The sequence below is a fragment of the Paraburkholderia sp. Ac-20340 genome, assembly GCF_017104965.1.
Classification (GTDB): Bacteria; Pseudomonadota; Gammaproteobacteria; order Burkholderiales; family Burkholderiaceae; genus Paraburkholderia.
Genome location: NZ_JAAGPR010000042.1, coordinates 23163 through 46840, shown reverse-complemented (window position 1 = coordinate 46840; position 23678 = coordinate 23163). Strand labels below are relative to the sequence as shown.

General features: G+C 63.2%; 20 protein-coding genes. 10 read left to right on the top strand and 10 right to left on the bottom strand.

Going from position 1 to position 23678, the window contains the following annotated elements; all coding sequences use genetic code 11:
- Positions 1 to 76: 76 nt before the first annotated feature.
- Positions 77 to 1597 carry an aldehyde dehydrogenase gene (gene adh, locus G3N59_RS32930; protein ID WP_205987011.1) on the bottom strand — a complete coding sequence of 507 codons (1521 nt, stop codon included), beginning with the start codon at positions 1595 to 1597 and terminating at the stop codon, positions 77 to 79.
- Positions 1598 to 1852: 255 nt separating this feature from the next.
- Here adh and G3N59_RS32925 point away from each other — a divergent pair, with 255 nt between their 5' ends.
- Positions 1853 to 2251 (top strand): BON domain-containing protein, encoded by a 399-nt coding sequence (locus G3N59_RS32925; protein ID WP_205987010.1) that lies wholly within the window; start codon positions 1853 to 1855, stop codon positions 2249 to 2251.
- Positions 2252 to 2320: 69 nt separating this feature from the next.
- On the opposite strand, the gene G3N59_RS32920 is transcribed toward G3N59_RS32925, so the two are convergent.
- Positions 2321 to 3064, bottom strand: a complete 744-nt coding sequence (locus G3N59_RS32920) for a type IV toxin-antitoxin system AbiEi family antitoxin domain-containing protein (RefSeq protein WP_205987023.1) — start codon at positions 3062 to 3064, stop codon at positions 2321 to 2323.
- Positions 3065 to 3234: 170 nt separating this feature from the next.
- A complete protein-coding gene (locus G3N59_RS32915; protein ID WP_205987009.1) occupies positions 3235 to 4188 on the bottom strand; it encodes a LysR family transcriptional regulator in 954 nt (317 codons plus the stop codon).
- Positions 4189 to 4287: 99 nt separating this feature from the next.
- Between G3N59_RS32915 and G3N59_RS32910 the strand changes: the two genes are divergently transcribed.
- Positions 4288 to 5454, top strand: coding sequence for a mandelate racemase/muconate lactonizing enzyme family protein (locus tag G3N59_RS32910; protein ID WP_205987008.1), 1167 nt, complete (start codon positions 4288 to 4290; stop codon positions 5452 to 5454).
- A gap of 173 nt (positions 5455 to 5627) precedes the next feature.
- On the opposite strand, the gene G3N59_RS32905 is transcribed toward G3N59_RS32910, so the two are convergent.
- From G3N59_RS32905 to G3N59_RS32895, 3 genes are all read right to left on the bottom strand, one after another.
- Positions 5628 to 6746 (bottom strand): Ig-like domain-containing protein, encoded by a 1119-nt coding sequence (locus tag G3N59_RS32905; RefSeq protein WP_205987007.1) that lies wholly within the window; start codon positions 6744 to 6746, stop codon positions 5628 to 5630.
- A gap of 378 nt (positions 6747 to 7124) precedes the next feature.
- On the bottom strand, positions 7125 to 8108 hold the full coding sequence (locus G3N59_RS32900) for a DUF6492 family protein (protein WP_205987006.1): 984 nt from the start codon (positions 8106 to 8108) through the stop codon (positions 7125 to 7127).
- Between the two features lie 24 nt (positions 8109 to 8132).
- Positions 8133 to 10244 carry a hypothetical protein gene (locus G3N59_RS32895; protein ID WP_205987005.1) on the bottom strand — a complete coding sequence of 704 codons (2112 nt, stop codon included), beginning with the start codon at positions 10242 to 10244 and terminating at the stop codon, positions 8133 to 8135.
- Between the two features lie 242 nt (positions 10245 to 10486).
- Here G3N59_RS32895 and G3N59_RS32890 point away from each other — a divergent pair, with 242 nt between their 5' ends.
- Genes G3N59_RS32890 through G3N59_RS32875 form a run of 4 tightly spaced genes read left to right on the top strand, consistent with a single transcriptional unit; the run spans position 10487 to position 15656 of the window.
- Positions 10487 to 11206 (top strand): polysaccharide biosynthesis/export family protein, encoded by a 720-nt coding sequence (locus tag G3N59_RS32890; protein ID WP_205987004.1) that lies wholly within the window; start codon positions 10487 to 10489, stop codon positions 11204 to 11206.
- Positions 11207 to 11255: 49 nt separating this feature from the next.
- Positions 11256 to 12599: a hypothetical protein gene (locus G3N59_RS32885; RefSeq protein WP_241024654.1), complete on the top strand. Its 1344-nt coding sequence runs from the start codon at positions 11256 to 11258 to the stop codon at positions 12597 to 12599.
- Positions 12553 to 14238 (top strand): glycoside hydrolase family 44 protein, encoded by a 1686-nt coding sequence (locus tag G3N59_RS32880; RefSeq protein ID WP_241024628.1) that lies wholly within the window; start codon positions 12553 to 12555, stop codon positions 14236 to 14238. Before G3N59_RS32885 ends, G3N59_RS32880 begins: the two co-directional genes overlap by 47 nt.
- Before the next feature lie 53 nt (positions 14239 to 14291).
- The gene (locus G3N59_RS32875; protein ID WP_346777974.1) at positions 14292 to 15656 is read left to right on the top strand and encodes an oligosaccharide flippase family protein; all 1365 of its coding nucleotides are present in this window, start codon (positions 14292 to 14294) and stop codon (positions 15654 to 15656) included.
- 28 nt (positions 15657 to 15684) lie between these two features.
- On the opposite strand, the gene G3N59_RS37390 is transcribed toward G3N59_RS32875, so the two are convergent.
- Positions 15685 to 15810: a hypothetical protein gene (locus G3N59_RS37390; RefSeq protein WP_277397960.1), complete on the bottom strand. Its 126-nt coding sequence runs from the start codon at positions 15808 to 15810 to the stop codon at positions 15685 to 15687.
- 656 nt (positions 15811 to 16466) lie between these two features.
- Between G3N59_RS37390 and G3N59_RS32870 the strand changes: the two genes are divergently transcribed.
- Positions 16467 to 17300, top strand: coding sequence for a WecB/TagA/CpsF family glycosyltransferase (locus G3N59_RS32870; protein ID WP_241024626.1), 834 nt, complete (start codon positions 16467 to 16469; stop codon positions 17298 to 17300).
- Positions 17301 to 17389: 89 nt separating this feature from the next.
- Here the strand turns inward: G3N59_RS32870 and G3N59_RS32865 are convergent, their stop codons facing one another.
- A complete protein-coding gene (locus G3N59_RS32865; protein WP_241024624.1) occupies positions 17390 to 18802 on the bottom strand; it encodes an undecaprenyl-phosphate glucose phosphotransferase in 1413 nt (470 codons plus the stop codon).
- Between the two features lie 287 nt (positions 18803 to 19089).
- Here G3N59_RS32865 and G3N59_RS32860 point away from each other — a divergent pair, with 287 nt between their 5' ends.
- Complete coding sequence (locus G3N59_RS32860; protein ID WP_205987002.1) at positions 19090 to 19398, top strand: hypothetical protein; 309 nt, start codon at positions 19090 to 19092, stop codon at positions 19396 to 19398.
- Positions 19399 to 19535: 137 nt separating this feature from the next.
- Positions 19536 to 19928 (top strand): hypothetical protein, encoded by a 393-nt coding sequence (locus G3N59_RS32855; protein WP_205987001.1) that lies wholly within the window; start codon positions 19536 to 19538, stop codon positions 19926 to 19928.
- Between the two features lie 173 nt (positions 19929 to 20101).
- Here G3N59_RS32855 and G3N59_RS32850 read toward each other — a convergent pair whose 3' ends face one another.
- Positions 20102 to 21517, bottom strand: coding sequence for a 3-deoxy-D-arabino-heptulosonate 7-phosphate synthase (locus G3N59_RS32850; protein ID WP_205987018.1), 1416 nt, complete (start codon positions 21515 to 21517; stop codon positions 20102 to 20104).
- Between the two features lie 188 nt (positions 21518 to 21705).
- Between G3N59_RS32850 and G3N59_RS32845 the strand changes: the two genes are divergently transcribed.
- Complete coding sequence (locus G3N59_RS32845; RefSeq protein ID WP_205987000.1) at positions 21706 to 22203, top strand: YbaK/EbsC family protein; 498 nt, start codon at positions 21706 to 21708, stop codon at positions 22201 to 22203.
- Here the strand turns inward: G3N59_RS32845 and G3N59_RS32840 are convergent.
- A complete protein-coding gene (locus G3N59_RS32840; RefSeq protein WP_205986999.1) occupies positions 22194 to 23423 on the bottom strand; it encodes an MFS transporter in 1230 nt (409 codons plus the stop codon). The genes G3N59_RS32845 and G3N59_RS32840 overlap by 10 nt on opposite strands.
- Between the last annotated feature and the right edge of the window lie 255 nt (positions 23424 to 23678).

Here is a 23678-nt window from a genome sequence, read left to right as displayed (position 1 = left end):
GATTTGCCTGCTTTTTCCCGCTGGAAACGAACGCGCCTCGCCGGATGGCGAGGCGCGCGAGTTCGTGTCCTGCTGCCTAGAAGAAGCCGAGCGGCTTGTCGCTATAGCTTACGAGCAGATTCTTGGTCTGCTGGTAATGGTCGAGCATCATCTTGTGCGTTTCGCGCCCGATGCCCGACTGCTTGTAGCCGCCAAATGCCGCGTGTGCGGGATAGGCGTGATAGCAGTTGGTCCACACGCGCCCGGCCTGGATCGAGCGGCCGAAGCGGTAGGCGCGCGTGCCGTCGCGCGTCCAGATGCCTGCGCCCAGACCATACAGCGTATCGTTGGCGATCTGCAGCGCTTCTTCCTCGTTTTTGAACGTCGTCACGGACACCACCGGGCCGAAGATTTCCTCCTGGAAAATGCGCATCTTGTTGTGGCCTTTAAAAACAGTTGGCTGTACGTAATAACCATTTTTAAGCTCGCCGCCGAGTGCATTGCGTCCGCCGCCCGTGAGGCATTGCGCGCCTTCCTGCTTGCCCAGATCGAGATAGGAGAGAATCTTTTCCAGTTGCTCCTGCGAAGCCTGCGCGCCGATCATCGTCTTCGTATCGAGCGGATGACCTTGCTGGATCGCCTCGACGCGTTTGAGCGCGCGCTCCATGAAGCGGTCGTAGATCTTTTCGTCGATCAGCGCGCGCGAGGGGCAGGTACAGACTTCGCCCTGATTGAGCGCGAACATGGTGAAGCCTTCGAGCGCCTTGTCGAAGAAGCTGTCGTCATGATCCATGACATCGGCGAAAAAGATGTTCGGGCTTTTGCCGCCCAGTTCAAGTGTCACGGGAATCAGGTTCTGGCTCGCGTACTGCATGATCAGGCGGCCCGTGGTGGTTTCGCCGGTGAACGCAATTTTGGCGATGCGTTTGTTCGAGGCGAGCGGCTTGCCCGCTTCCAGCCCGAAGCCGTTGACCACATTGATCACGCCCGGCGGCAGCAGATCCTGAATCAATTCCATCAGCACGAGGATGGAAGCGGGCGTCTGCTCGGCGGGTTTGAGCACCACGCAGTTGCCGGCCGCGAGCGCGGGCGCGAGCTTCCAGGTGGCCATCAGGATCGGGAAATTCCACGGAATGATCTGGCCGACCACGCCAAGCGGTTCGTGAAAGTGATAGGCCACCGTGTCGTTGTCGATCTGCGAAATCGCGCCTTCCTGTGCGCGGATCGCGCTGGCGAAATAGCGGAAATGATCGATGGCGAGTGGAATGTCGGCGGCGCAGCTTTCGCGCAGCGGCTTGCCGTTGTCGATGGTTTCGGCCACGGCCAGACGCATGAGATTGGCTTCCATGCGATCGGCGATCTTGCCGAGCAGCGTCGCGCGGTCGGCGGGCGCGGTGCGGCCCCACGCGTCCTTCGCCTTGTGCGCTGCATCGAGCGCGAGTTCGATATCGGCTTCGCGCGAACGCGGAATCGAGGTGAACGGCTCGCCGGTGATCGGCGAAATATTGTCGAAGTATTCGTTGCCGGCCGGCTTGACCCACTGTCCACCAATGAAATTGTCGTATTGCTTGCGGTACGGGTAGTCCGTGGTGAGGTACTGCAGCTCTGCGTGGTTCATGGGCGTGCTCCTCGCAAATCGTGAACAGGGGTTAGGCGCGACAGGGAGTGAAGCGTAATGAGGCGGCTGCGTTGTATCGCAGGGAATACTACGCCCGTCGGCGTCCGGCGTCTGAAGTTTTGATTTTGCGCTGCACAAGGAGGCTGCAAAGGGCGTGCGGCCATGCTGGCCAGGCGTGCATCCGATTCGGCGTACGGTACGTATTTGCGATCCATGCGGACCCGCATTCACGCAGATTCCCCTTTGGAGACCATCATGAAGACGGTAACGTTGCGCGTCGTTTCGAGCCTGACCCTCGCGCTGTTCGCGGCGGCGGCCTATGCCCAGACCGATTCCATGCCCGCCAGCGGAGCGACGATGCCGATGACGCCCATGGCGTCGATGCCGCCCGCGGCAGGCGCCGCGCCCGCGCATTCGGGCCACGCGACCAAGGCCGATCGCGCGCTCGCCCGTGCGGTGCGGCGTGCGCTGGGCAAGACCTCCGGCTTCGACGTATCAGGCGTATTCGTGCGCGCGCGCGACGGCGCGGTGACCTTGAGCGGCACGGTGCGCAACGGCGACCAGATCCGTCAGGCCGAGGACGTGACGCGTTCGGTGCAGGGCGTGACATCGGTGATGAACCGGCTGACGCTGTTTCATGGCGGCAATGGCTGATCTAGCGCCGCGCGCCGCGTTGTGTCATTCGTTAGCGATGCCAGGTATCGGCATTCGGGGAATTCGAGGCTAGGCCTTGAGGTTCAGCGCGGGCACGCCTTTCCGGCTGCTCGTCCAGCGCTTGCCCGGGCCTAAGCGGTCCACATGACGCTGGAGATCTTCGCCCCACGCATGACCGCTCGCCGCGCCCAGGTCGCGCACGAGCTTGACCACTTTCACGCGCGTGCAATGCGACAACAGACGGTCGAGCACCTTCGGCCGCAGATCGGGCAGCGTGGCCGCCATGGCGATCGCTTCGTCGAGCGCTTGCCCCTTGCCGCCACGCTTGCCGATATCGCTCGCGAGTTCGAGCAGCGCGCGCTCGGGCCGCGAAACGAGAATCGACGGATCGAGGTTGGGCAGCGCGGCTAGCGAGGTGTTGCTGGGCAGGGCGTCGTCGAAGAGTTGGGTGGTCTGCAGCGTGTGCGGCAAGTGGAGATCGGCCCAGTCGGGCATCGCATACGGACGCCGCGCCCAGAGCGAGAAACGCGTATGCGCGTCGATGCTCAGGCGGCCGCCTTGCCAGTCGAGCGCGGTCTTGCCGCCGACATGCAGGCCATTCGCGTGATGGCTCAGATACGCAAGAATGCCGGCGCGCGTGGGCGAATCGCCCGCGAGCAGATAGGCGCCCTTGGAGAGCCGTTGCAGCCAGCCGGCGCTGACGAAATAAGTGGTTTGCTGGGCGCTCACGCCGCAGTCGCGCAGCATTTGCGGGTCGAGCGGTTGCCCGCGCGGGACGCCTTCCATGAGGCGCAGGAGTGTCTTGCTGGCCATGTGTTCGAATAACGGGTTGCTAGCGATCCGGCAGGCCAGTTGGCTCGGTATCGGCATTGGTATCGCGCTCAGTTTCGAGCATGATTTATTTTAATCGACTCCGGTAAATTTTGTATTTAAGACGAAAAAAGTATGAATTCGCTGGGCGCGCGCCGGGCGTGTGCCGCGGGTCATTTTCTGGGTGTTTTCCTGCGTCCCGCAACCGTTTTGCCGAGTTCGACCGGCACGAACGGCGCCTCGAAATGCTTGACGAGAAAGTCGATAAACGCGCGGGCGCGGGTGGATTCGTTACGTTGGCCGGGGTAGTAGACGAACAGGTCCGCCGAGGGTAGCACCACATCGGGCAGCACGAGCTTGAGCCTGCCGCTTTGAATGTACTTGGCCAGATCCCACTCCGAACGGATCAGAATGCCGTGGCCGTCCAGCGCCCAGCGCAGCACGATATCGCCATCGTTGCTGGAGAGCGCGCCGCTCACCTTCAGCGCCTCCAGATGATCGTCCTGCATGAATTGCCACACGCCGAAGGCGTCGTCGTTTTGCGTGTGAATGATGCAGCGATGCGCGAGCAGATCTTCCTTGCGCTGCGGCACGCCATGCCGTTCCAGATACTTCGGCGACGCGCACAGAAAGCGCCGGTTGCTCATCAGACGCCGCGCGCGCAAACGCTGGTCCGGCAATTCGCCGAAGCGGATCGCCATGTCGAACGCGCCGTCGACCAGATCGACCGGGCGATCCGTCACGACGAACTGGATTTCCACGTGCGGATAACGCCTGGCGAATTCCGATACCAGCGGCGCAATGGTGGTGCGCCCGAAACCCAGCGTCGCGTTGATACGCAGGCGGCCACGCGGATCGGCGGCCGAGCCTGAGATGGCGTCTTCCATCTCCCGCACCTGTTCGAGGATCTGCGCGGCGTAGCGCGCGAAGGTCTCGCCTTCGGGCGTCAGGCTCACGCTGCGGGTCGTGCGGTTCACGAGCCGCGTGCCGAAGCGTTCTTCCAGAATGCCCAGCCGTTTGGTCGCCGCGGGCGGTGTGATGCCGATCGATCGCGCAGCGCCGGACAGGCTTTTGAGCTTCGCCAGTTGCACGAAAAACTCGAAATCGGAAGTGGAATCAGTTCTCACTTTTGGTAAAAAATGAAATGAATTTAGGTGAAGTATAGGGCGGTCTGCGGCGGCTATGCTACGTCCCATTGCAGCCGCGTCAGTCCAGGAGACAGCACCATGAAAATCGTCGAGATTCGCGAAATAACCGTTCCGATCAGTTCGCCGATTCGCAACGCCTATATCGACTTCAGCAAGATGACGCTGAGCCTCGTTGCCGTGATCACCGATGTGATGCGCGACGGCAAGCCGGTGGTGGGCTACGGCTTCAATTCGAATGGCCGTTATGGGCAGGGCAAGTTGATGCGCGAGCGCTTTATTCCGCGCATTCTCGAAGCCGATCCCGCTGCGCTGGTGAACGATGCCGGCGACAATCTCGACCCGCACAAGATCTGGGCGACGATGTTCACCAACGAAAAGCCCGGCGGTCACGGCGAGCGTTCGGTTGCGATCGGTACGATCGATATGGCGGTGTGGGACGCGGTGGCGAAGATCGAAGGCAAGCCGCTTTTTCAACTGCTCGCCGATCGTTACGGCAACGGCCAGCCGCAGCGCAAGATCTTCGTCTACGCGGCGGGCGGTTATTACTACCCGGGCCAGGACCACGACAAGCTGAAGGACGAAATGCGCAGCTATATCGACCGTGGCTATACGGTCGTGAAGAAGAAGATCGGCGGCGCGTCGCTCGACGAAGATCTGCGCCGTATCGATTCGATTCTCAGCGTGCTGGGCGATGGCCAGAAACTGGCCGTGGACGCGAATGGCCGTTTCGATCTGGATACCGCGATCCAGTACGCGAAAGCGCTCTCGCAATACGATCTTTTCTGGTACGAGGAGGCGGGCGATCCGCTCGACTACGAACTGCAGGCAACGCTGCGCAACTACTACGATAAGCCGATGGCAACGGGCGAAAACCTGTTTTCGATGCAGGATGCCCGCAACCTGATCCGCTATGGCGGCATGCGCGCTGACCGCGACTGGCTGCAATTCGATTGCGCGCTGAGCTACGGTCTGGTCGAGTATCTGCGCACGCTCGATATGCTGCGCCAGCATGGCTGGTCGCCGAGCCGCTGCATTCCGCACGGCGGGCATCAGATGTCGCTGAATATCGCCGCCGGTCTGGGCCTGGGCGGCAACGAATCCTACCCGGATCTGTTCCAGCCGTATGGCGGCTTCCCCGATGGCGTGAAAGTCGATAACGGCTTTATCACGATGCCGGATCTGCCGGGCATCGGCTTCGAAGGCAAGGCCGATCTTTACGCGCAAATGCGCAAACTGTCTGATTGAAGCGGCTTGCTTCGATTTCCTCCGCCCGGATGGCGTTTCAAGCGCGGTTTCGAGCGCAGTTTCAAGCGCATCAAGTGAGATTCAACCCGCCATCCGAAAGCAGGATTTCTCCGGTCAGATAGTCCGACGATACGAAACGCACATCGCCACATCGCGCCCCGATACGAACAGTCTCACCCGTTCGACGCCATGAAATCGGTCACCGCCTTGAACCAGCCCGCAGTCGTATCGATCACGAGCAGACTGCCCGTGGACGGATCGATCTGGCTGCTCGAAATCCACAGGATGCAGCCATCCGCGCCCGCGCTTTTCAGTGCTTTGAGGCGATACATCATCTGGTCGTAAGTGAGGATTTCGCTCGCGTTGCTGCTATCGGTCCAGACGGGCGTGATGTAGGGCAGCACTTTTTTCGACGTGCCGTTGAGCGTGTCGAAGGCGCGCGATTGCTCGACGGCGTAGACGGCCGCGCTGTTCCAGTCGGTGTCGCCAGTGGACGTGCCGTCGTAGCCGTAGTTGTAGAGCGACGGGCTGTAGTAATCGACCAGCGCCGCCACGGCCGCGTATTGCGGATTCAGCGCGTCGTAGGTCGTGGCCGTCGTCGAACTCCAGCCGAATGTGTTCTGCGGCACTTCCGCGTAAAGGCCGACGACCGCGCTGGGATTGTCGGCCTTGAAGTCCGTGAGCGCTTCGGTCAGGTTCTGCACGATGGTCTGGCCGTTGCCGGTCGCGGTGGTGGGATAGAAGCGTTTGGTGTCCCAGACTTCGAGGTCGAGCGAGACCGGGATCGCGCCGGTGCTGTCCGCGCTGGCGGCGGCGGTGGCGATCTTGGTGCTATCGACGGTGTATTCGTCGGTGCAACTCGTGAGCGGGCAGGTGACCAGTTTGCTGGAGTAGAGCAGGTTGAGCGGCGTGATGCCCAGACCCTCGAACCACGTGTCCGAGATCGTGTTGACGCCGCTGGCGTCCTGATACTGCTTGAGCTTGAGGAATTCGTAGACGGTGAACGCTTTCGCGCAGGTGACGCTGGCGCTGGCTTCCTGAGCGTCGCTGGTGGCGGTGATCGTGGCGCTGCCGACGGCTTCGCAGGTGACTGCGCCGTCGTCGGTGACGGTCGCGACGGTCGTGTCGCTGCTGTTCCATGTGACGCCGGTGTTGCTGGATGCGACGCTCGCGGTCAGTGCCGATGAATGCCCGACCGTGAGCGAAAGCGTTGTTGGGCTGACCGTGACCGTGCTGCTAGTTGACGTACTGCCCGAGCCACCGCCGCCGCATCCTGCCAGCGCCGTCAGCATGGCCAGGCTCGCGCTCAAGGCGCCCGCAAAACGGCGAATTGCGCGACGTCCAGCCCGATGTCCTTTTTTAAATCCCGTCAAAACCTTTCAGCTCCTTTCGATATTCGATTGCCTGCCCGATCGACGCGGCAGTTAATCGCTTATTTGCGCTTTATTCTCGCGCTAACGTTTGCGCGAATAAGAATGCAATGGCATGCCGATTAATCGGCATTAACCGGAAATATCAGGCGGACAAATCTGCATTCGCCCGGCTCACGTTCCTGATAACGGAACGCCAGCGGAAAAATGAAGGGGAAGCGTGAAAGAAAACAGGCAGAAGGGGCGGTAATTCTGACCGGGCTGCCGTGGCGGCAACCCGGTAAGCGTCATTTATTCAGCTTAAGCCGAGACCATGCCGCGCAACTTGTTCAGCAGTTTGAGCCCGCGCCGCGCGATGGCGGAGTACAGCTCGGCGCCCTTGAGCGCGGCGTCGAAGTGACGCTCGTACGGCTGCACCTTGATCGGGAAATACGGCGAAAGCTTCTCGACCACCTGCTCCAGCGGAATATGCGTGTTGCTCTGCACCACGGCGAACAGGCCGTCGCTGCTTTCGGCGAAATGCTGCGCGGCGCTCCATTCCTTCATGTCGTTGGCGAACCAGACGCTTTCGGCGGCGTGCAGCGTGCGCTGGCCCGGCTGCGGGAACGCGTGATACTGGTCGAGCAGGCCTTCGCGCTCGGCGTTGAGCCAGTACAGCGTGTATTCGGTCCAGTCGATCGCGTAGTTGGAGAGCAGCACGCGGCGCCAGTCGGTGCCGTACATCTGCGCCAGATGCTCGTGCAGTTTCAGGCAGAGCGTGCGCGAGAGGATCGTGGGCGTCCACCAGAGGCCGTCGCGGTCGAGGCCCGGATCGACGTTCAGCAGTTTCGCCGACGCTTCCCAGAAACGCGGCTCGGCGGTACGCGGCTGGCGGTGCGTGAGCGCGCGGCCGTCGTGAATCAGCGTATCGACGGTAAACGGATGCGTGGCGAAGCAGTCCGGGTCGAACACGAGGAAATATTCGGTCTCGATCCACTCGGGCGCGTTCAGCTTGATGATCTGCTGGCGGTGCCAGTTGCGGATCTGATGGCGCTGCGAGAACTCCGCGAAGACGCCCATATAGAGCGATTCGTCGATCACCTCGATCGGGAAGTCGGCCCACGCTTTCGCATAGCCTTTGACTTCGTCGACTTCTTCGTGCGGCACCACGAGCACGATGCGGTGAAACGTATCGGGCGTGGTGAAGTGGCGCAGCGACGAAAACAGGATGTCGCAGCGGCCGATGTTGTCGGCGTAATGCCGTCCCCGGGTCTTGATCGGCAGGATCGCGCTGATTTGGGCCATGGTGTTCCGGTCTGTCGCCGGTAATTAGAAGAAGCGGTAGATGAAGTCGGGAATATAGGCGCGACGGTGCGTCAGCGCGAGGCCGATAAGGCGGCCGCCTGCGTCCTGCACCTGCGTTCGCAGGGTCAGCGCGATGGGCTTGCGCGTGGATTCGGCGCGCACGGCAAGGATCGTGGCATCGGCGAGCGCGGCGTTTTCCACGCCGGCGAACGACTGGCTCGCGGGCGGCGCGTGCAGCACGATGTAGTCGTGCGCGGCGCGCAGCGCGTCGAAAAGCTCGCGGGTCTGATGCCACGACGCCGGGAACATGCCGTTGCGCGGACGCGCCACCACGATGTTGTGGCCGTCGACGCGTTCGTAGACGAGGTCGTGCGGATTCGCGGGCGCTTCTGCGGATGCATCCTTTGCCGGTGCGTCATTCGCGCCGGCCGTGCGGGCCGCGGCGTAGCCGGGCCACCGCAGCAGGCCGCCCGCATCGGGCAGGCCGTAAAGCGGTGCGGCCTCCGGCGCCGATGCCATGTCGAGCACGAGAACCGGTTTGTCCGAACGGCTTTCGAGTTCGGCGGCGAGGCCGCGAATCACGTCCTGCAAGCCGTCGTTCTTGCCGAAGGACAGCGCCATCACCAGTTTCGCGCGCGAGTCGGTGCTCGCGTTGATGGCGGCGATCATGCGGCCATAGGTCAGATGCACGGGCCGACTGACGGCGGGCGTGAGCACGCCGGCGCCGCTGCGGCGCGGGCCGGTCTGCGCGAGCGGCGCGGCCAGCACCGGCAGCAGCAGCGAGCGTTCGGCCTGTTCCGGGCTCAGGAAGGTTTCGCGCATGCTGGCCAGCACGAGCACCACCAGCGCCGAAATCAGCAGCCCCGCAGCCACGGCCGCCGAGACGATCAGGCTGCCCGGCACGCTGCGCTCCGAAGGCGGGAAGGGCGTCTGGATCACGCGCACGTTCGTGCTATTGACCTGGCTCACCTGGCCTTGCTGGATCTTCGCGAGTTCGACCTGGCGCGAGCGTTCCTTGAAGTTGTCCGCGAGAATGTCGCGACTCGCCAGCATCTGGCGCATCTGGCTCGAAATATCGCTGAGGTTTTTCAGGCGCGCGCGCGCATCGGTGATCTGCTCTTCGAGCGCGTGCTGCAAGGCGGTTTCGCCCGCGATGCTCGCGTTCAGCGTGGACAGCTTGCCCTGCACCACGTCGTAATAGTCGTTGTGACCGAGGCGCGTGGCCGTGGTCATTTCCTTCTTCTGGCGCGCGATATTGGCGCGCATGTCGGCGACCTGCTGGTCGAGTTGCGTCACGAACGGCGAGCCCGGCAGATAACGCGCGGCGAAATCGGCGCGGCGCGTTTCGAGCTGCATCAGCGAAAGCTGCATCGTGTCGAGCGCGTGCGCGGCTTCGGAATCGTCGGTGTAAATGGGAATGGTGGCGTTCACGCCCTTCGACGAAGCCTGCGTGGACTTCAGTTCGCCGCGGTCCTGCGCAAGCTTGGTATCGTTTTCGAGCTTGTGCTGCACGAGCTGGCTTTCCAGTTGCACGGCGCGCGCGATCTGGTCGTCTACATCGACGATGCCGTGCTTTTTCTGGAAGGTCAGCAGGTCGGCGTTGGCGCGGTCGAGCTGGACTTTGACATCGTCGAGCTGGCCGGTCAGGAAGTCGACCCGGCCCGACGTGAAGATGGTCGCGCGGCGGCGGAAATATTTGTCGAGCAGGCGCGACAGGGCATCGGCGGCGACTTTCGGGTCGGGGTCCGAGTAGTTCAGCGTGATCGTGTTGGCCAGGTCGTTCTGTTCGATATGCAGACGATGTTCGAAATTCGCCAGTTGCGCGTTGATTTCGCGCTCGCTCGCGTTCGGCCCCAATTTCGAAATGATGACGTCGCGATGAAGCTCAGGGCTGCTGAGGATCTGCGCTTCGACGCTGTCGAGCTGGCCGGCGGCGGGCTGCAGGCCGGCGGAACCATTGGTATTGTTGGACTGATCGTAGTATCCGGCGAACAGCACGAGCAGGGTGGCCTGCGCGCGATAGGGCATCGGCACCGCCAGCGCGACGATCACCCCGATCGTGACAATGGCAAGAAATACCGCTGCTGCAATCTTGCGGTAATAAAAAAAGGTGTTGAGATAATCCCGGATCGTCAAATCAACAACTGCTGCCCTGCGGTCAGGCCTGGTCCTAGTTGTAATAACCATATGGTTGTGGTTCCTGGCCCACAAGTTAGATACCGAAGGCGCATATAATACGTAAGAAAACATGGCTCAGCCGGTATTTCTATAAATTTCGCGCGGTCGCTGTCGTTCGCTGATGACACTTTTCAGGTGTTATCGTTTGCCTTCGCGCAACGGCCAGTCGGCGCCACCCAATTACACGCTCTACACGCTCGATGAATACAATTCGCCCGGCTTTCGTCCTGGTGCTGATGATGCTGACCGCCTGTACCCGCACCTGGGTGGAGCCGCAATACCAGCGACCGGCCAACTTCGCGACCTGGGTCGATTCGACCCCTTCCATTTATCGCATTCAGGCGGGCGACGACCTGTCGGTCACGCTGCCTTTCAACGCCGAACTGAACTATCGCGGCCCGGTCGCGCCCGACGGCACGCTGTCGATGCCGTTCGCGGGCACCCTGCCGGCGGCCGGCCTTTCCGTCGCGCAGCTGGCCGAAAGCATCAACAAGGCGCTCGCCACCAATGGCGTCACGGGCAACGCGCATGCAACGGTCGCGATCGCGCAGTCGTCTTCGCATATCTACGTGGGCGGCCAGGTGGGCAAGCCCGGCGAAGTGCCGCTGCATCCGGGCATGAGCGTGCTGCAGGCGGTGATCGAGGCGCAGGGCCTGCTCGACACGGCGCGCACCAATGAAGTCGTGCTGATCCGCCGCAGCCCGGACGGCCGCCCCATGCTGCACACGATCAATCTGGACGCGCTCACGCATAGGGGCGATTCGGCGCAGGACGTGATCCTGCAGTCGTCGGATACGATCTTCGTGCCGAAGTCGTCGATCGCCGAAGTCGATCAATGGGTCGACCAGTACATCGACAAGGTGTTGCCGTTCAATCGCGGCCTCGACTACACCATCTCGAACAATCACATCCTGTACTAAAGGTATCGAGGGCACAGGAAGCACTCTCAGGCAGAACACCTTGTACGAGATGGAAACCGCCACTTCGACGGCCCGGTCCGCGCCTGTGTTTTCGGCCGAGCCGGCGCGGGCGCGCGTCCTGCTGTGGCTGCTCGCGCTGCTGCCGCTGTTCGGCCAGACCTTCCACTACATCAGCGCGCTTGCGCCCTTGTGGGCGCTGTCGAAGGCGTTCCCGATCCTGTCGCTGCCGGCCGCCTTGCGGCTGGCGGGTCACCCGCGCTTTCCGGTGACGCGGCAGATTCTCATCAGCTTCGCGTGGCTCGTGCTGTTTCCGAGCTTCGCGGCGATGTTTTATTTCCACGAAGGTTTCTTCACCAGTATTACTGCGCAGGTGAAACTCCTGCCTTTACTTTATTTCTTTTCTTTCCTCGCCTTACTGCTGACGCTCGAACCCACGCTGCACGAACTCGAACGCAGCTTTATCGTCGCGGGCATGATCGTGATCGGCGCGCTGATCCTCATGTGGGCCGTCGTGCCCGATAGCTGGTATCGGGACGATTACGTGATCGGCCAGTCGCCGTTCTTTACCGCCGACATGCGCGGGCACCGTATCCGCATGTCGATGTATTTCCCGATCATCCTGCTGTTCTTCTGCTACCGGCGCGCATTTTTCGAGCGGCATCTGGGCTATTTGCTCGGCGCGGCCGTGGCCTTCGCCGTGACGCTGCTGATCGTGAAAACGCGCGCGATGATCATCGGCATCATGGGCGTGCTGATCATCAATACGTTTATCTGGTCGCGGCCGATGGCGCGCGTCGGCCTGCTGGTATGCGGGCCGTTCGCGCTCGTGGGCATGTTCTCGGCGGGCTATCTGGCCACGACGTTCAATCTGAATTCGGCCAACGGTTTCGACACGCGGCGTATCTCGATCGATCTGGCTTCGCGCTTTCTCGGCAACGAACCGATGCGCTGGCTGTTTGGCGTGGGCACCATCAGCCCGACGAGCCGCGACAGCCTGTTCGATTACTTCCACCATTTCTTCTTTCTCGCCGACATCACCTGGCTGGGCATCGTATTCGAGTACGGCCTCGTGGGCGCGCTGATCATCCTCTTGTATCAGGTGCGCGGCATGATGCTGTACCGCCGTCTGCGCGCGAAAGTCGACGACGATTTCCTTGGCTCGCTGTTCGATTACCTCGTCTATATTCTGGTGATTTCGTTCTTTTATCCGCCCACGCTCACGCCTGGCGAAACCGCGGTGATACTCGCGATCTTCGTCTACATCTGGCGCGCGGGCGGTCTGGGCGATCAGGCCGAAACCCATGCTGACCATGCCACCGACCAGGACGTCGACCACGACGCTTCCGATGAAGCCGACCCACGGAGCGACCATGCCGCGCACGCGACGCCCTAGACTTTTTCTCGCGCCGCTTGCGGCTGCGTTGCTGGCGGCGGGCACGGCTTCGTGCACCGAAGCCACCTCGGAGCCGGCGCCGGTTGCCATCAGCGTCGATGCGGCCGCCAATCGCCATGCAATCAGCCCGCTGATTTACGGCATCAACTTCGGCACCACGGCAACGCTGCGCGATCTGCGCGTGCCGATCAACCGTTCGGGCGGCAATAGCGCGTCGGCGTATAACTGGCGGCTCGATGCGCGCAATGCGGGCAAGGACTGGTATTTCGAAAGCGTTGCCGCCAATCCGAACGATATCAACGATCAATACGGCGATCGTTTCGTCACGCTGAGCCAGGCGGGCGGCGCCACGCCCATCATCACGATTCCGATGCTCGGGCGCGTGGCGAAACTCGGGCCGCAGCGTCAGACGCTGGCGAGTTTCTCGATTGCCAAATACGGCACGCAGCCCAATCACGATGTGGATGGCACGCCGGACGCGGGCAATGGAGTCGGCATGGGCGACGTGCCGATCACCGGCAACGACCCGAACGACGCCACCGTGCCCGACGACGCGCAGAACGAGCAGGCGCGCGTGGCCGCGCTGGTGGCGCAGTTCGGCGGCGCGAATGCGGGCGGCGTGCGCTATTACGCCATGGATAACGAGCCGAGCCTGTGGCACGTGATTCATCGCGACGTGCATCCCACCGGCGCGCATGCGCGCGAAATCGCCGACAAGGTCATGGCCTATTCGCGCGCCGTGAAAAGCGCCGACCCGCACGCGAAAGTGCTCGCGCCGGAAGAGTGGGGCTGGGCCGGTTATTTCCATAGCGGCTTCGATCAGCAGAACGCCGTTGCGCATGGCTACGATCACGCGCCGGACCGCGAGAACGAAACCCAGGGCATGGACTACGTGCCGTGGCTGCTGTCGCAATGGAAAGCGGCGGGGCATCCCGTCGATGTATTGAGCTTGCACTTCTACCCGCAAGGCGGCGAATACGCCGATGGCGGCGCGGCCAATACAGCCGAAATCATGCTCAAGCGCAACCGCTCGACGCGCGATCTCTGGGACCCGCACTATACGGACCCCACGTGGATCAACAGCGTCGTGGCGCTGATTCCGACGATGCGCCGCTGGGCCGATACCTACTACTATGCCGGCACGCCCATCGCGCTGACCGAATACAACTGGGGCGGCGAAACGCTGATGAACGGCGCGACCGCGCAGGCGGACCTGCTGGGCATCTTCGGGCGCGAAGGACTCGATATCGCCACGCGCTGGGGTTCGATCGATCCGTCGATGCCGGTGTACAAGGCGATCAAGCTCTATCGCAACTACAACGGCAATGGCGGCGCCTTCGGCACCACCAGCGTGACGGCCAATGCGCCCGACCCGGACACGGTGGCCGCGTTCGCAGCCTTGCGCGCGAGCGATCATGCGCTCACGCTCGTAGTCATCAACAAACAGCTCGACCGTCCCGCCGATGCCGCGGTGTCGCTCGCGCATTTTGCGGCGAACGGCGCGGCCGAAACCTGGCAGCTCGCCAATAACCAGCTTGCGCGCGTGCAGGACGTGCACTACACGAACGGCACCTTGCGCGCGACGCTGCCGCCGCAAAGCGTGACGCTCTTCGTGCTGCGCGGCAATGCTGCGTCATGATTCGCCATCCTGATTAATTGACGACCCGACTCTTGCAACCGGATAAACCGCACGTGAGCGATACCCAAACCGCGCCCGCTTCGAGCGGCGCTTCGATCGTCCGTGGCTCGCTCGTGAGCCTGGGCGTGCGCCTGCTCGATCTGCCGAGCCGCTACGGTTTCCATCTGCTGACCGCCGCCGCGCTGGGCGTGGTGCAGACGGGCAACTTCTATATCGTGTTCAGCACGATGGTGGCGCTCGCGGGTTTCGGGCGGCTGGGCATCGATCAGGCGCTCACGCGGCAGATCGCCATGGACGTGGCCTCGGGCCGCGCCGGCGCCGTGCGGCCCGCGATCAAACGTGCGCTCACGCTGGTGGTGCTGGCCTCGGTTGCGATTTCCCTTTTGCTGGCCGCCGGTGCTGCCGCGTTCGCGCAGTACGGTTTGAAGAAGCCCGATCTGGCGTGGCCGCTCGTGCTGGGTGCGCTCGCCTTCGTGCCGCAGAACGTGGGCGCGGCGCTCGCGGGGGCGCTTGCCGGGCTGCAGCGCGTGGGCCTGAGCCAGATGATCTATTCGTGGCTGTGGCCCGCGATCTTCTGCGTTGCCGCGATTCCGGTCGTGCTCACGGGCGGCATGACGGTTGCGCACGCACTCATGTTGATCGCCGCGAGCTTCGCCGTGACGGCGCTGGTGGGTGCGATCCTGCTCAAGCGCTCGCTTGCGGCTGTGTCTGCTGGCGAGTCTGCGGGTGGCGAGTCGGTGCGTGAAACCCCGCGCCTCTTCAAACCGGGTTTGTCCCTGTTCGGGCTGGAGTTCACCAAGCTGCTGATTACCTCCGCGCCTGCGATCGTGCTCGGCATCGTGGCGACCTCGCGCGAGACGGGGCTGTTCGCGCTGGCATGGCGGCTCGCGCTGGTCGTCAACCTGCTGATCAGCGGCGTGACCGGCATGGCCGCGCCGCGCTTCGCCAGCCTCTATGCGCGCCGCGATCTGGCGGGTTTGCAGCGCAGCGCGGCGCAGGCGGTGGGCATCGTGCTGTGTCTCGCGCTGCCGTGCACGATCTGCATGCTGCTGTTCCCGGAGCGCCTGCTGGCGCTGTTCGGCGCGGGATATGGCGCGGGCGCGACGGCCTTGCGCGTGCTCGCACTCGGTCAACTGGCCGCGGCGTGTTTTACGGCGATGCCCGAATTGCTCGGCATGACGGCGCATACGTCGGTGCTTTATCGGATCAACTTCTATTCGGTGGCCGTGCTGCTGATTGGTCTTGCCGTGCTCGCGCCGCTGGGCGGCAGTGTCGGCGCGGCGGCGGCGGCTTCGCTGGCCGTGGCGGTGAACGGCGCGATTGCGGCGTGGGCAGCGCATCGCCTGCTCGGCGTTGCACCGCTGGCGGCATTGTGGGCGAAGGCGAGTGCGGGGCTTTCGCGCGACACGCGCAACTGATCAGGATGCCGAATCAGTGGCCGACGCGTTAGCGTACCGGCTGCTGATGCAGATTCGCCGCGCCCTTGAGATGCGCGGCCAGACGTAGCGCGAGCGCCACGATGCTCAGCGTCGGGTTCGCCTGCCAGGCGATACCGGTGGCGCCGGCTCCCACGATGCACACGCCTCCTTGCAGCACGGTGCCGGCGGGGATCTCACGAGCGTCGACAATCATATTGAACGTAAAGCGCGCTGCGGATGAAGCGGAGTTGAATGGGAAATCGGCGTTTTATATTGCGCGCAAACGTTAGCGCGTGTGTATTGTTCAGATATTAACGGTCGATCGGGCGATATTACCGGGATCGCCGCGCACTGCCGCGATGTTTTAAATCGGACTAATGGTTTGCGTGCTGCCGGCACTATAAGGAAACTCCCTTACGGCAAATTACGCAGCCGCCGCGATGTTAGCCGTTTCGTGCTGCGAGTACGATGGTTTTCCCCGCGGCCACGCACGCTTTCGAGCCGACAGTACGGGGTTTTCGGGCAATCCGGCTCAATCATCTGACGAATTGAAATATGAAAGGTCACATGCCGAAGATAATTTCTTTGTGCGTGTGTCGTTGAAAAAACACGTCAGCCTTACCCGCTTTTTGAGATGCGCTGGTACTATTCGTTTTGCAGTTTTTCTGCGAATAAAACCATACGTCTTGGCTTTGCCAGGAGACCAAACAACATCACGTCGGACGAATTGCCTCTTTAACCTGCGCGCTTGATTGCGTGCGCGTTTCTGGGCGGTATGCATCCGTGCGGGAAGTCGGGGTTGTAAAAACAATGAGCACTGCGCTTTCTCAAACGGCGGCGCCGGAAGCGACCGCACAGGCAGGATCGGCTGCATCGGCAGCATCGTTGCCCAGGATCACGTTGTTCGGCCTCGACATTGCCGCGGTGCCGTTCGACACCGCGCTCGACGCACTGTGCGAAGCCGCGCAGCAACGCGACGGCCGCGCGCGCGTGACGGTCACGCCCAACGTCGATCATCTCGTGCGGCTCGACCGCCAGCCCGAACTCAAGGCGCTTTATCGCACCGCAGACTTTCTGTTCGCCGACGGCATGCCGGTCGTGTGGGCAAGCCGTGCATTCGGCAAGCCTTTGCCGGGCCGTGTGACGGGCGCGGACCTCGTGCCCGCACTGTGCGAACGCGCGCGCGTGGGCGGCTGGAAAACCGTGATCGTGGGCGGCATGCCGGGCCAGGAACAGACGCTGTTGGATGGCCTGGCCACGCATTTCCCCGGACTCGACGCGCAAATCATCGCGCCGTCGATGAACTTCGATCCGACCGGCCCGGAAGGCGATGCGATTGCCGAGCGCGTGCGCGCGATGGCGCCCGATATCGTGTTCGTCTGCATCGGCATGCCCAAGCAGGAGCGCTGGGCGTTCCGTCACGCGCCTTCGCTGCAGGGCGGTCTGATGATCTGCGCCGGTGCGGCGATCGAATTTGCGGCAGGCCTGCAAAAGCGCGCGCCGATGTGGATGCAGCGTTCGGGTTTCGAATGGTGCTGGCGCATCATGCAGGACCCGGCGCGTCTGTGGCGCCGTTATCTGGTCGACGATCGCCACTTCCTGCGCATCTGCTGGCGTCAATGGCGTATCGGCCGCGGTATTTGATAACGCGTCTGGCCCGCTGGAGCCGATAAAGCAAAACGCCGGTGCCCCAAAAGGGCACCGGCGTTTTAGTTTGTGTGTGCTGGGAAGGCCTAGATCGCGTTGCGGCCCGAAATGATTTCGGGGATCGTGCGCATCAGGATCTGCAGATCGAGCCACAGCGACCAGTGCGTGATGTAGTAGCGGTCGTATTCGACGCGGCGCTGCATCTTGTCAGGCGTATCCGTGATGCCGCGCAGACCGTTGATCTGCGCCCAGCCGGTGATGCCGGGCTTCACGCTATGGCGCAGCATATAGCCGGGAATCAGGCGTCGATAGAGTTCGTTGTGTTCGGCCGCATGCGGGCGCGGGCCGACGAGACTCATCGAGCCGCCCAGCACATTGAGGAACTGCGGCAGTTCGTCGAGCGAGCTACGGCGCAGAAAGCCGCCAATCGAGGTGATGCGGTTGTCGCCAGCCACGGCCTGACGCACGATGCCTTTGTTGGCGGCTTCTTCCTCGCGCGTGAACACCCGCATCGAGCGGAATTTGTGCACGACGATCGGCTCGCCGCGCTCGCCGTAGCGCAATTGGCGGAACAGGATCGGGCCCGGCGAATCGAGGCGGATCAGGATCGCGATGGTGATCATGATCGGCGAGAGCAGCAACAGCATGACCATCGCGCCGACGATATCCACCGTGCGCTTGAGGACACGCGAGAGCCCGAGGATCGGCATGTCGTGCAGCGCGAGCAGCGGCACGCCCGCGAGGTCGGTGCTGTACGTTGCGAGATCTTCGACGAAGCGCGATTCCGGCACGAAATAAATTGCGGCCGTCGAATCGTAAAGCTGCTGCACGATGTCGTTCGTGATGTTTTCGCCGTCGAGTTGGCCGGTGGCGATAAAGACCGTTTCGAAATCGTTGGCCTGAATACGCGGGGCAGCATCGGCAAAACGGCCCAGATACGGCGGCAGCGTTTCGCCGGCGCGCGGCACCACGGGCGTGTCGTTGTAATAGCCGATCACGCGGATACCGAGAATCGGCGAGCGGCGCAGGCGCAGATTCAGCTTGCGCGCTTCGCTGCCCATGCCGAAGAACGCGGCGTCGCGCTGGTTGCCGGGCGCATTGTTGATGCTGTGCGCCGCGCCGCGCAGCACCGCGAGACCGGCGAGTTGCAGCGGCAGCGCGAGCGTGGCCCATTTCGCCAGCAACACGATGCTTTCCTTGCCGCCCAGCCGCGCGCCTGCGATCAGCAGCACCAGCGCGACACCCAGCGGCGCCCAGCGCATGGCGCCGCGCCCGAGCATCCACCAGAGATCGCGGGCGCTCGCCAGCAGATGGAAACGCGCAAACAGAAGAAAGGCGGCAACGGCTAACAGACCCGCGAGCGCTCGCAAATAGATCAGCTCGCCGCCCGAAACGTGCGGCGGCAGCAGTGCGAGAAAGGCGCCCGCATTGAGGGTCGCGCTGAGCCCGCCGGCCAGCGCCATGAAAAGGCGATGATGATGGCTAGACTGGGTGGACATGACGGCTTCGGCTGGTTCGTGCAGCTAACGACTCGACAGCGTTCATCAGGCCCGGCGACGCTTAAGCGGCCGGGGCTCGGGTGGTGCATGGGGAGTACGTCTGCACGAGACAGGCGTAAGACGTGCGCAAATGGTGCCGGGCAGTTTGGGTTCGCCGGTCTGGCCGGCGAGACACAGCTCGCGTCTGAACATTTGCGGTCGGTAGCATGCGGTGAACGGGCGAACGCTTTTCTGGCGGGTGCGCTTGTGTTCCTGCATGCGGGCAGATGGCCTTTCCCCGATGGCCGATGGCACCTGTTGTTCGAACCGGCGGCCCGAGTGGTCTAGATTCGGGTCGTTATTCCGGAGCAACGGGTTGCCATCCGATATTCGCGCTCATCTTACCAGCGACTTATGTATTTTGCTTACTTCAAATTGACGCTTCGTTAAAAAGACCTGCGTGTGTGGTCAATTCGTCACTGCACGGAGTTTCTACGTTTGCTGAACGATATCGGCGCATGGTGTTTTTTAAAATGAAATGGCGCACCGGTGCCGGCTATTCCCGTCGTTCGGGCATGCGCAAACGTTTTTATCGGCTCGATGATGTTTTATTCTGACGAATGATTTTCGTGCCTGATTGAAGGGATGTTGCAAGCGCGTGTGCGCTCGGGCCCGATCGGCCTCAAGTTACAATGCGTTGCGCCGTTATTGCGTTGCGTATGGTCTCGATCACCTTATCTGCCCGGAGCCGGAATTGAAGCGTATTGCCCTGAGCCTGAGCTGTTGCCTTTGCGTTGCCGCCCTGGCTTACGCTCCGGCGGGCGTTGGCGCCACGCTCGGCAATGACGCGGGTTGCTCGGGCAGTCTCGCGTTTCCGAATTGCATCGATGCTTCCGGCAATAATTACTCGGTGCAGCATTTCGGCAATACGGCGCCCGTGAACGAAAAACCGCCGATGACAGGCGGCGCATCCGATCGCGTGCCGACCACCATCGGCAGTTCGACTTACGTGAGCGGCGTGGCGGCGGACGGCGCAACCTGGAATGAAAGCGTGACCGATTATGGCAATGGTACGCGCACGATTTCAGGCATGGACGGCAACGGCGTGGTTTATACCCACTATTGCACCTTGAACGGCTGCAATTGAATCGCGCCCATTCACGCACCATGCCTGCGTGATTCAAATGGAAGAATGGCGAGTGAGTTTAAACGCGGCGCGCAATGAGTTGTTTCGTATTCCTGTGCGACGCTCGCAGTGATTCCGTTCAGTGATTCCGTTCAGTGATTCCGTTCTGCGACTGCGTTCAGGTTCGATCGCTTTTAAGGTAACGCGCGAATGGCGGCGGCGAGATCGTCCGTATGCACCATGAGATCGCGCACCTGGACCAGCATCGGATATTGATTCAATACCGAATGCCAGTGCGGCGATTCCAGCAGCGCCTGCCAGACGGGTTCGAGCGCGTGCGCATTGGCGTGCTGGCGCTCGGCCAGCGCGTTCGCGAAGCTGACGCTCGTTTGCGCCGATAACAACTGCATGCGGCTGGCTGCGCCCAGCAGGCGCGGCGGCATTTCGGCGGGGGCGTCGCAGCAGTACAGCACGGCGTCGCGCAAGGCCGCATCGTCGGTCGACAGCGCGTGCAGCGACGCGCCGTTGAGTTTCACGGTGCCTTGCTGCGTTTCGAACGCGTAGACGCTGTCCACGTTGGCGTGCGCGAGCAGGCGCAGGCCGCGCAACAGGCGGGGGAGATCGGTCGTGGCGGCATCGACGGATGCTTTCGCTTCCAGCAGCAGGCGCACGTTCCAGGGCGCGGCGTCTGCGCCTTCGCCGTCCAGCCTGGCGCGTTCGAGCAGCACGGCATCCCATTCGGTTTTGGCGCGCTCGTGGCTGCCGGGAATGGCCGAGGGCACGCGCATCGACGTCACGACGCGAAACTGCTGGCCGCTCGCATCGGCATCGTTGAGCCGCGTGGCGAGCGCGTCGAGCGCCTGCATCGCCAGCATTTCGACGGCCGCGCCGCGCTGCTGCGAACGCGTGCCTTGCGCAATGGCCTGGGCGCTGCCGGGACGCGGGCCGTTGCGATCGAGCAGCGAACGGTACTGGCGCACGTGTTCGTTCGCCGCGAGCGCATCGAGGCGCAGCAGATGCGCAAGCGCCGGGTTCTCCGCAAGCTTGACGATGTCGCGCTGCAAGGTGGCCGATGCCGCGATGGCGGGCGCGTCGCGCAACGTGTCCAGGGTTTGCGCCAGTGCGGGCCATGCCGCCTGCGCGGCGGCGGCCTGCAGTTGCGCGAGCGCGTCGCGTTGCGCGCCGGGCGTCAGGCGCTGCAGCTTCGCGGGATGGGCGATGGCGTTGACGCCGGCGTGGATCGCGCGCCGGTCGTGGTCGGCTTCCGTGGCCAGCGCCGCGTATTCGCGCACCAGCGCCTCGCGATGGCGCAGAACCGTGGCCTGCAGCGTGGCATCGCCGCCTTCCTCGCGCATCGCGTGGCGAATCATCTGCGCGAGCGCGTCGATGAAGGTGTGCCGGATCGCCGTGTCCGGCGTATGCCCCGCGGCGAGCGCTTCGCGCGCCGCTTCGATCGAGACGGCGAGCCGGGTCGCCGGGCTGTGGCCGTCGGTCAGCGCCGAGGCGGTGGCCAGCGGCGGCAGGCGATAACGCCGGTCGACGCGGCGCAGCGTTTCGTCGAGCAACGGCGGCAAAGGTGGCAGCGGCGGCAGCAATGAGGGCAGCGGCATTCTGGAGCGCACGTTAATTCCGGCAAGGACCGTGAAGCCGGAAACTGAACGATGATATAAGAATCGTAAGTTTCAGGGCCCCAAGGGGCACGAGCCTTCAAGGTTACAGCAGATACGCCAAACCTTTCGAAACAACGTGCAGCCGGGGCCTTTCTTCAACCTGTCGAAAGTCGCGAGCGAAAGTCTGGATGCTGAATACCGCCGATCTGCTTGATCTGCTCAATACCTGCGGCGACCCCGTCGAGGTGCGCGCGCACGACGCCGTAGTCAGCGTCGAGGCATTTCTCGCGCTGGATCTCGGGCTCGAAGGCGTGATCTGCAAGAACCTGCTGATACGCGATAAGCGCGGGCTCTACTTACTGGTTGTACGCGCAACCAAAAGTCTCGACCTGAAGGCGCTGGCGGGCGCGCTGGGCACGTCGCGGCTGTCGTTTGCCGATGCGGCGCATCTGGAGCATCAGCTCGGCACCTGGTCGGGCGCGCTCAGCCCGCTCGCGCTGGCCAATGACCCGGACAACCAGATCGAACTCGTGATCGACGCGGCATTGCGCGCCGAGCGCCGCGTGCTGTTTCATCCGCTCGACAATGCCGTGACGGTCTCGCTGACGATGCAAACGCTGGAGCACTTCTGCGAACGCATCGGACATGCGGCTCGCTGGGTCGAGGTGCCCGAGCGTCAGCGCTGATCTTCGATAAAGCCGTGACGGGTTGCGGCGAAGCCCGCGATGCCGATCAGCACGCCGGTGGCGGCCATGAGCCAGCACGGCACGAGCCAGCCGCCGCTGAACGCAAACAGCTTGCCGGTCACCCACGGTCCCGCCGATGCGATCAGATAACCGCTTGCCTGCATGACGCCGCTCAGCGCGGTGGTGCCGCTTTCGGTGCGGCTGCGCAGATTGATGAGCGTGAGGCCGATGGTGATCGCCATCGCGCCCAGGCCCGCTGGAATCACCCAGAGCAGCGCCAGTTGCGGAAAGTAGGCAAGACCCAGCGTGCCGATGACCGTGCAGGCCGCCGCGACGATCACCACGCGCTCGGGCCGTCGGGTCGTGGCGAGCAGATTCGGCACGACGAGGTTGTGCGCGAGCCCCACGAGACTGTAGAGCGCGAGCATCGCGCCCGCGTGGGCGGGGGCGACGTGCGCGGTCTGCACCAGCATCGTCGGCAGCCACGCGAGCAGGGCGTACATCACCCACGCGCCGCCCGCGAATACGACGACGAGCGCCCAGGTCTGCGGCCAGCGTAACGCGCGCCGCGTGAGGCCGGGGTCGCGCGCGCCTTGCACGGCTGTTGGCGGCCGATGCAGCACGAGCCAGGGCAGCGCGGCGATCACGGCCAGCAGCGACCATGCGCCGACCGAAAAACGCCAGCCGAACAGATGCGCGACGGGCACCGCCAGCAGCGAGGGCGCCGCCGCCCCGACCGCCGACATGATGCAGTAAGCCGCCGTCATCGCGCCTACGCGGCCCGGCAGGTAGCGCTTGATCGTCGCGGGCAGCAGCACGTTGGCCATGCCCATGCCGCCGAGCGCCATCAGCGAAAACAGGCCCAGGCTCCAGACCGAACCGGAGAGCCACGCGCGGCCCAGATCGCCCGCGCAGACCAGCAGCATGGCGAGCGCGATGCCGCGCTCCAGGCCGAGCCGCCGGTTGATCGCCGGCGCGCAGCATCCGAATACCGAAAACGCCAGCGCCGGCAGCGAGCCGAGCACGCCCTGGGCTTGCGGCGAAACCAGATAACTCTTGCCGATGAGGTCGTAGATTGGCGACAGCGCGGCCACGGCGGCGCGCAGGTTGGCGGCAACCAGCAGGATGCCGGCGACGGCGATCAGGCTGCGGGCCGTGTAGGGCGTGGCGGCGGGCTGGGGCGCCGCGTTTGCCGCGGGCGGGAGAGTGCGGGTATCCATCGTCGGTATTGCCTGGCCGGGCGGGGGCGTCCCGGTTTTCGTGCTGAAGCCCGCAGTGTAGGTAATTAACCAAGTAGTTACCGATAGGGGTTTACGTGAGGCATTTTTATTGCCGCGAAGTCACGCAATAGAGCATTGCAAAAGCGTTAATAAACAGAGTGTTTGGCGATTCGTGAGGTATCGCGGATTCGCGGTTTTGATGGCCTGGATTAACTATTTGGTGATAAATGAACTGCGTGCGGGCGGGCCTCGAAA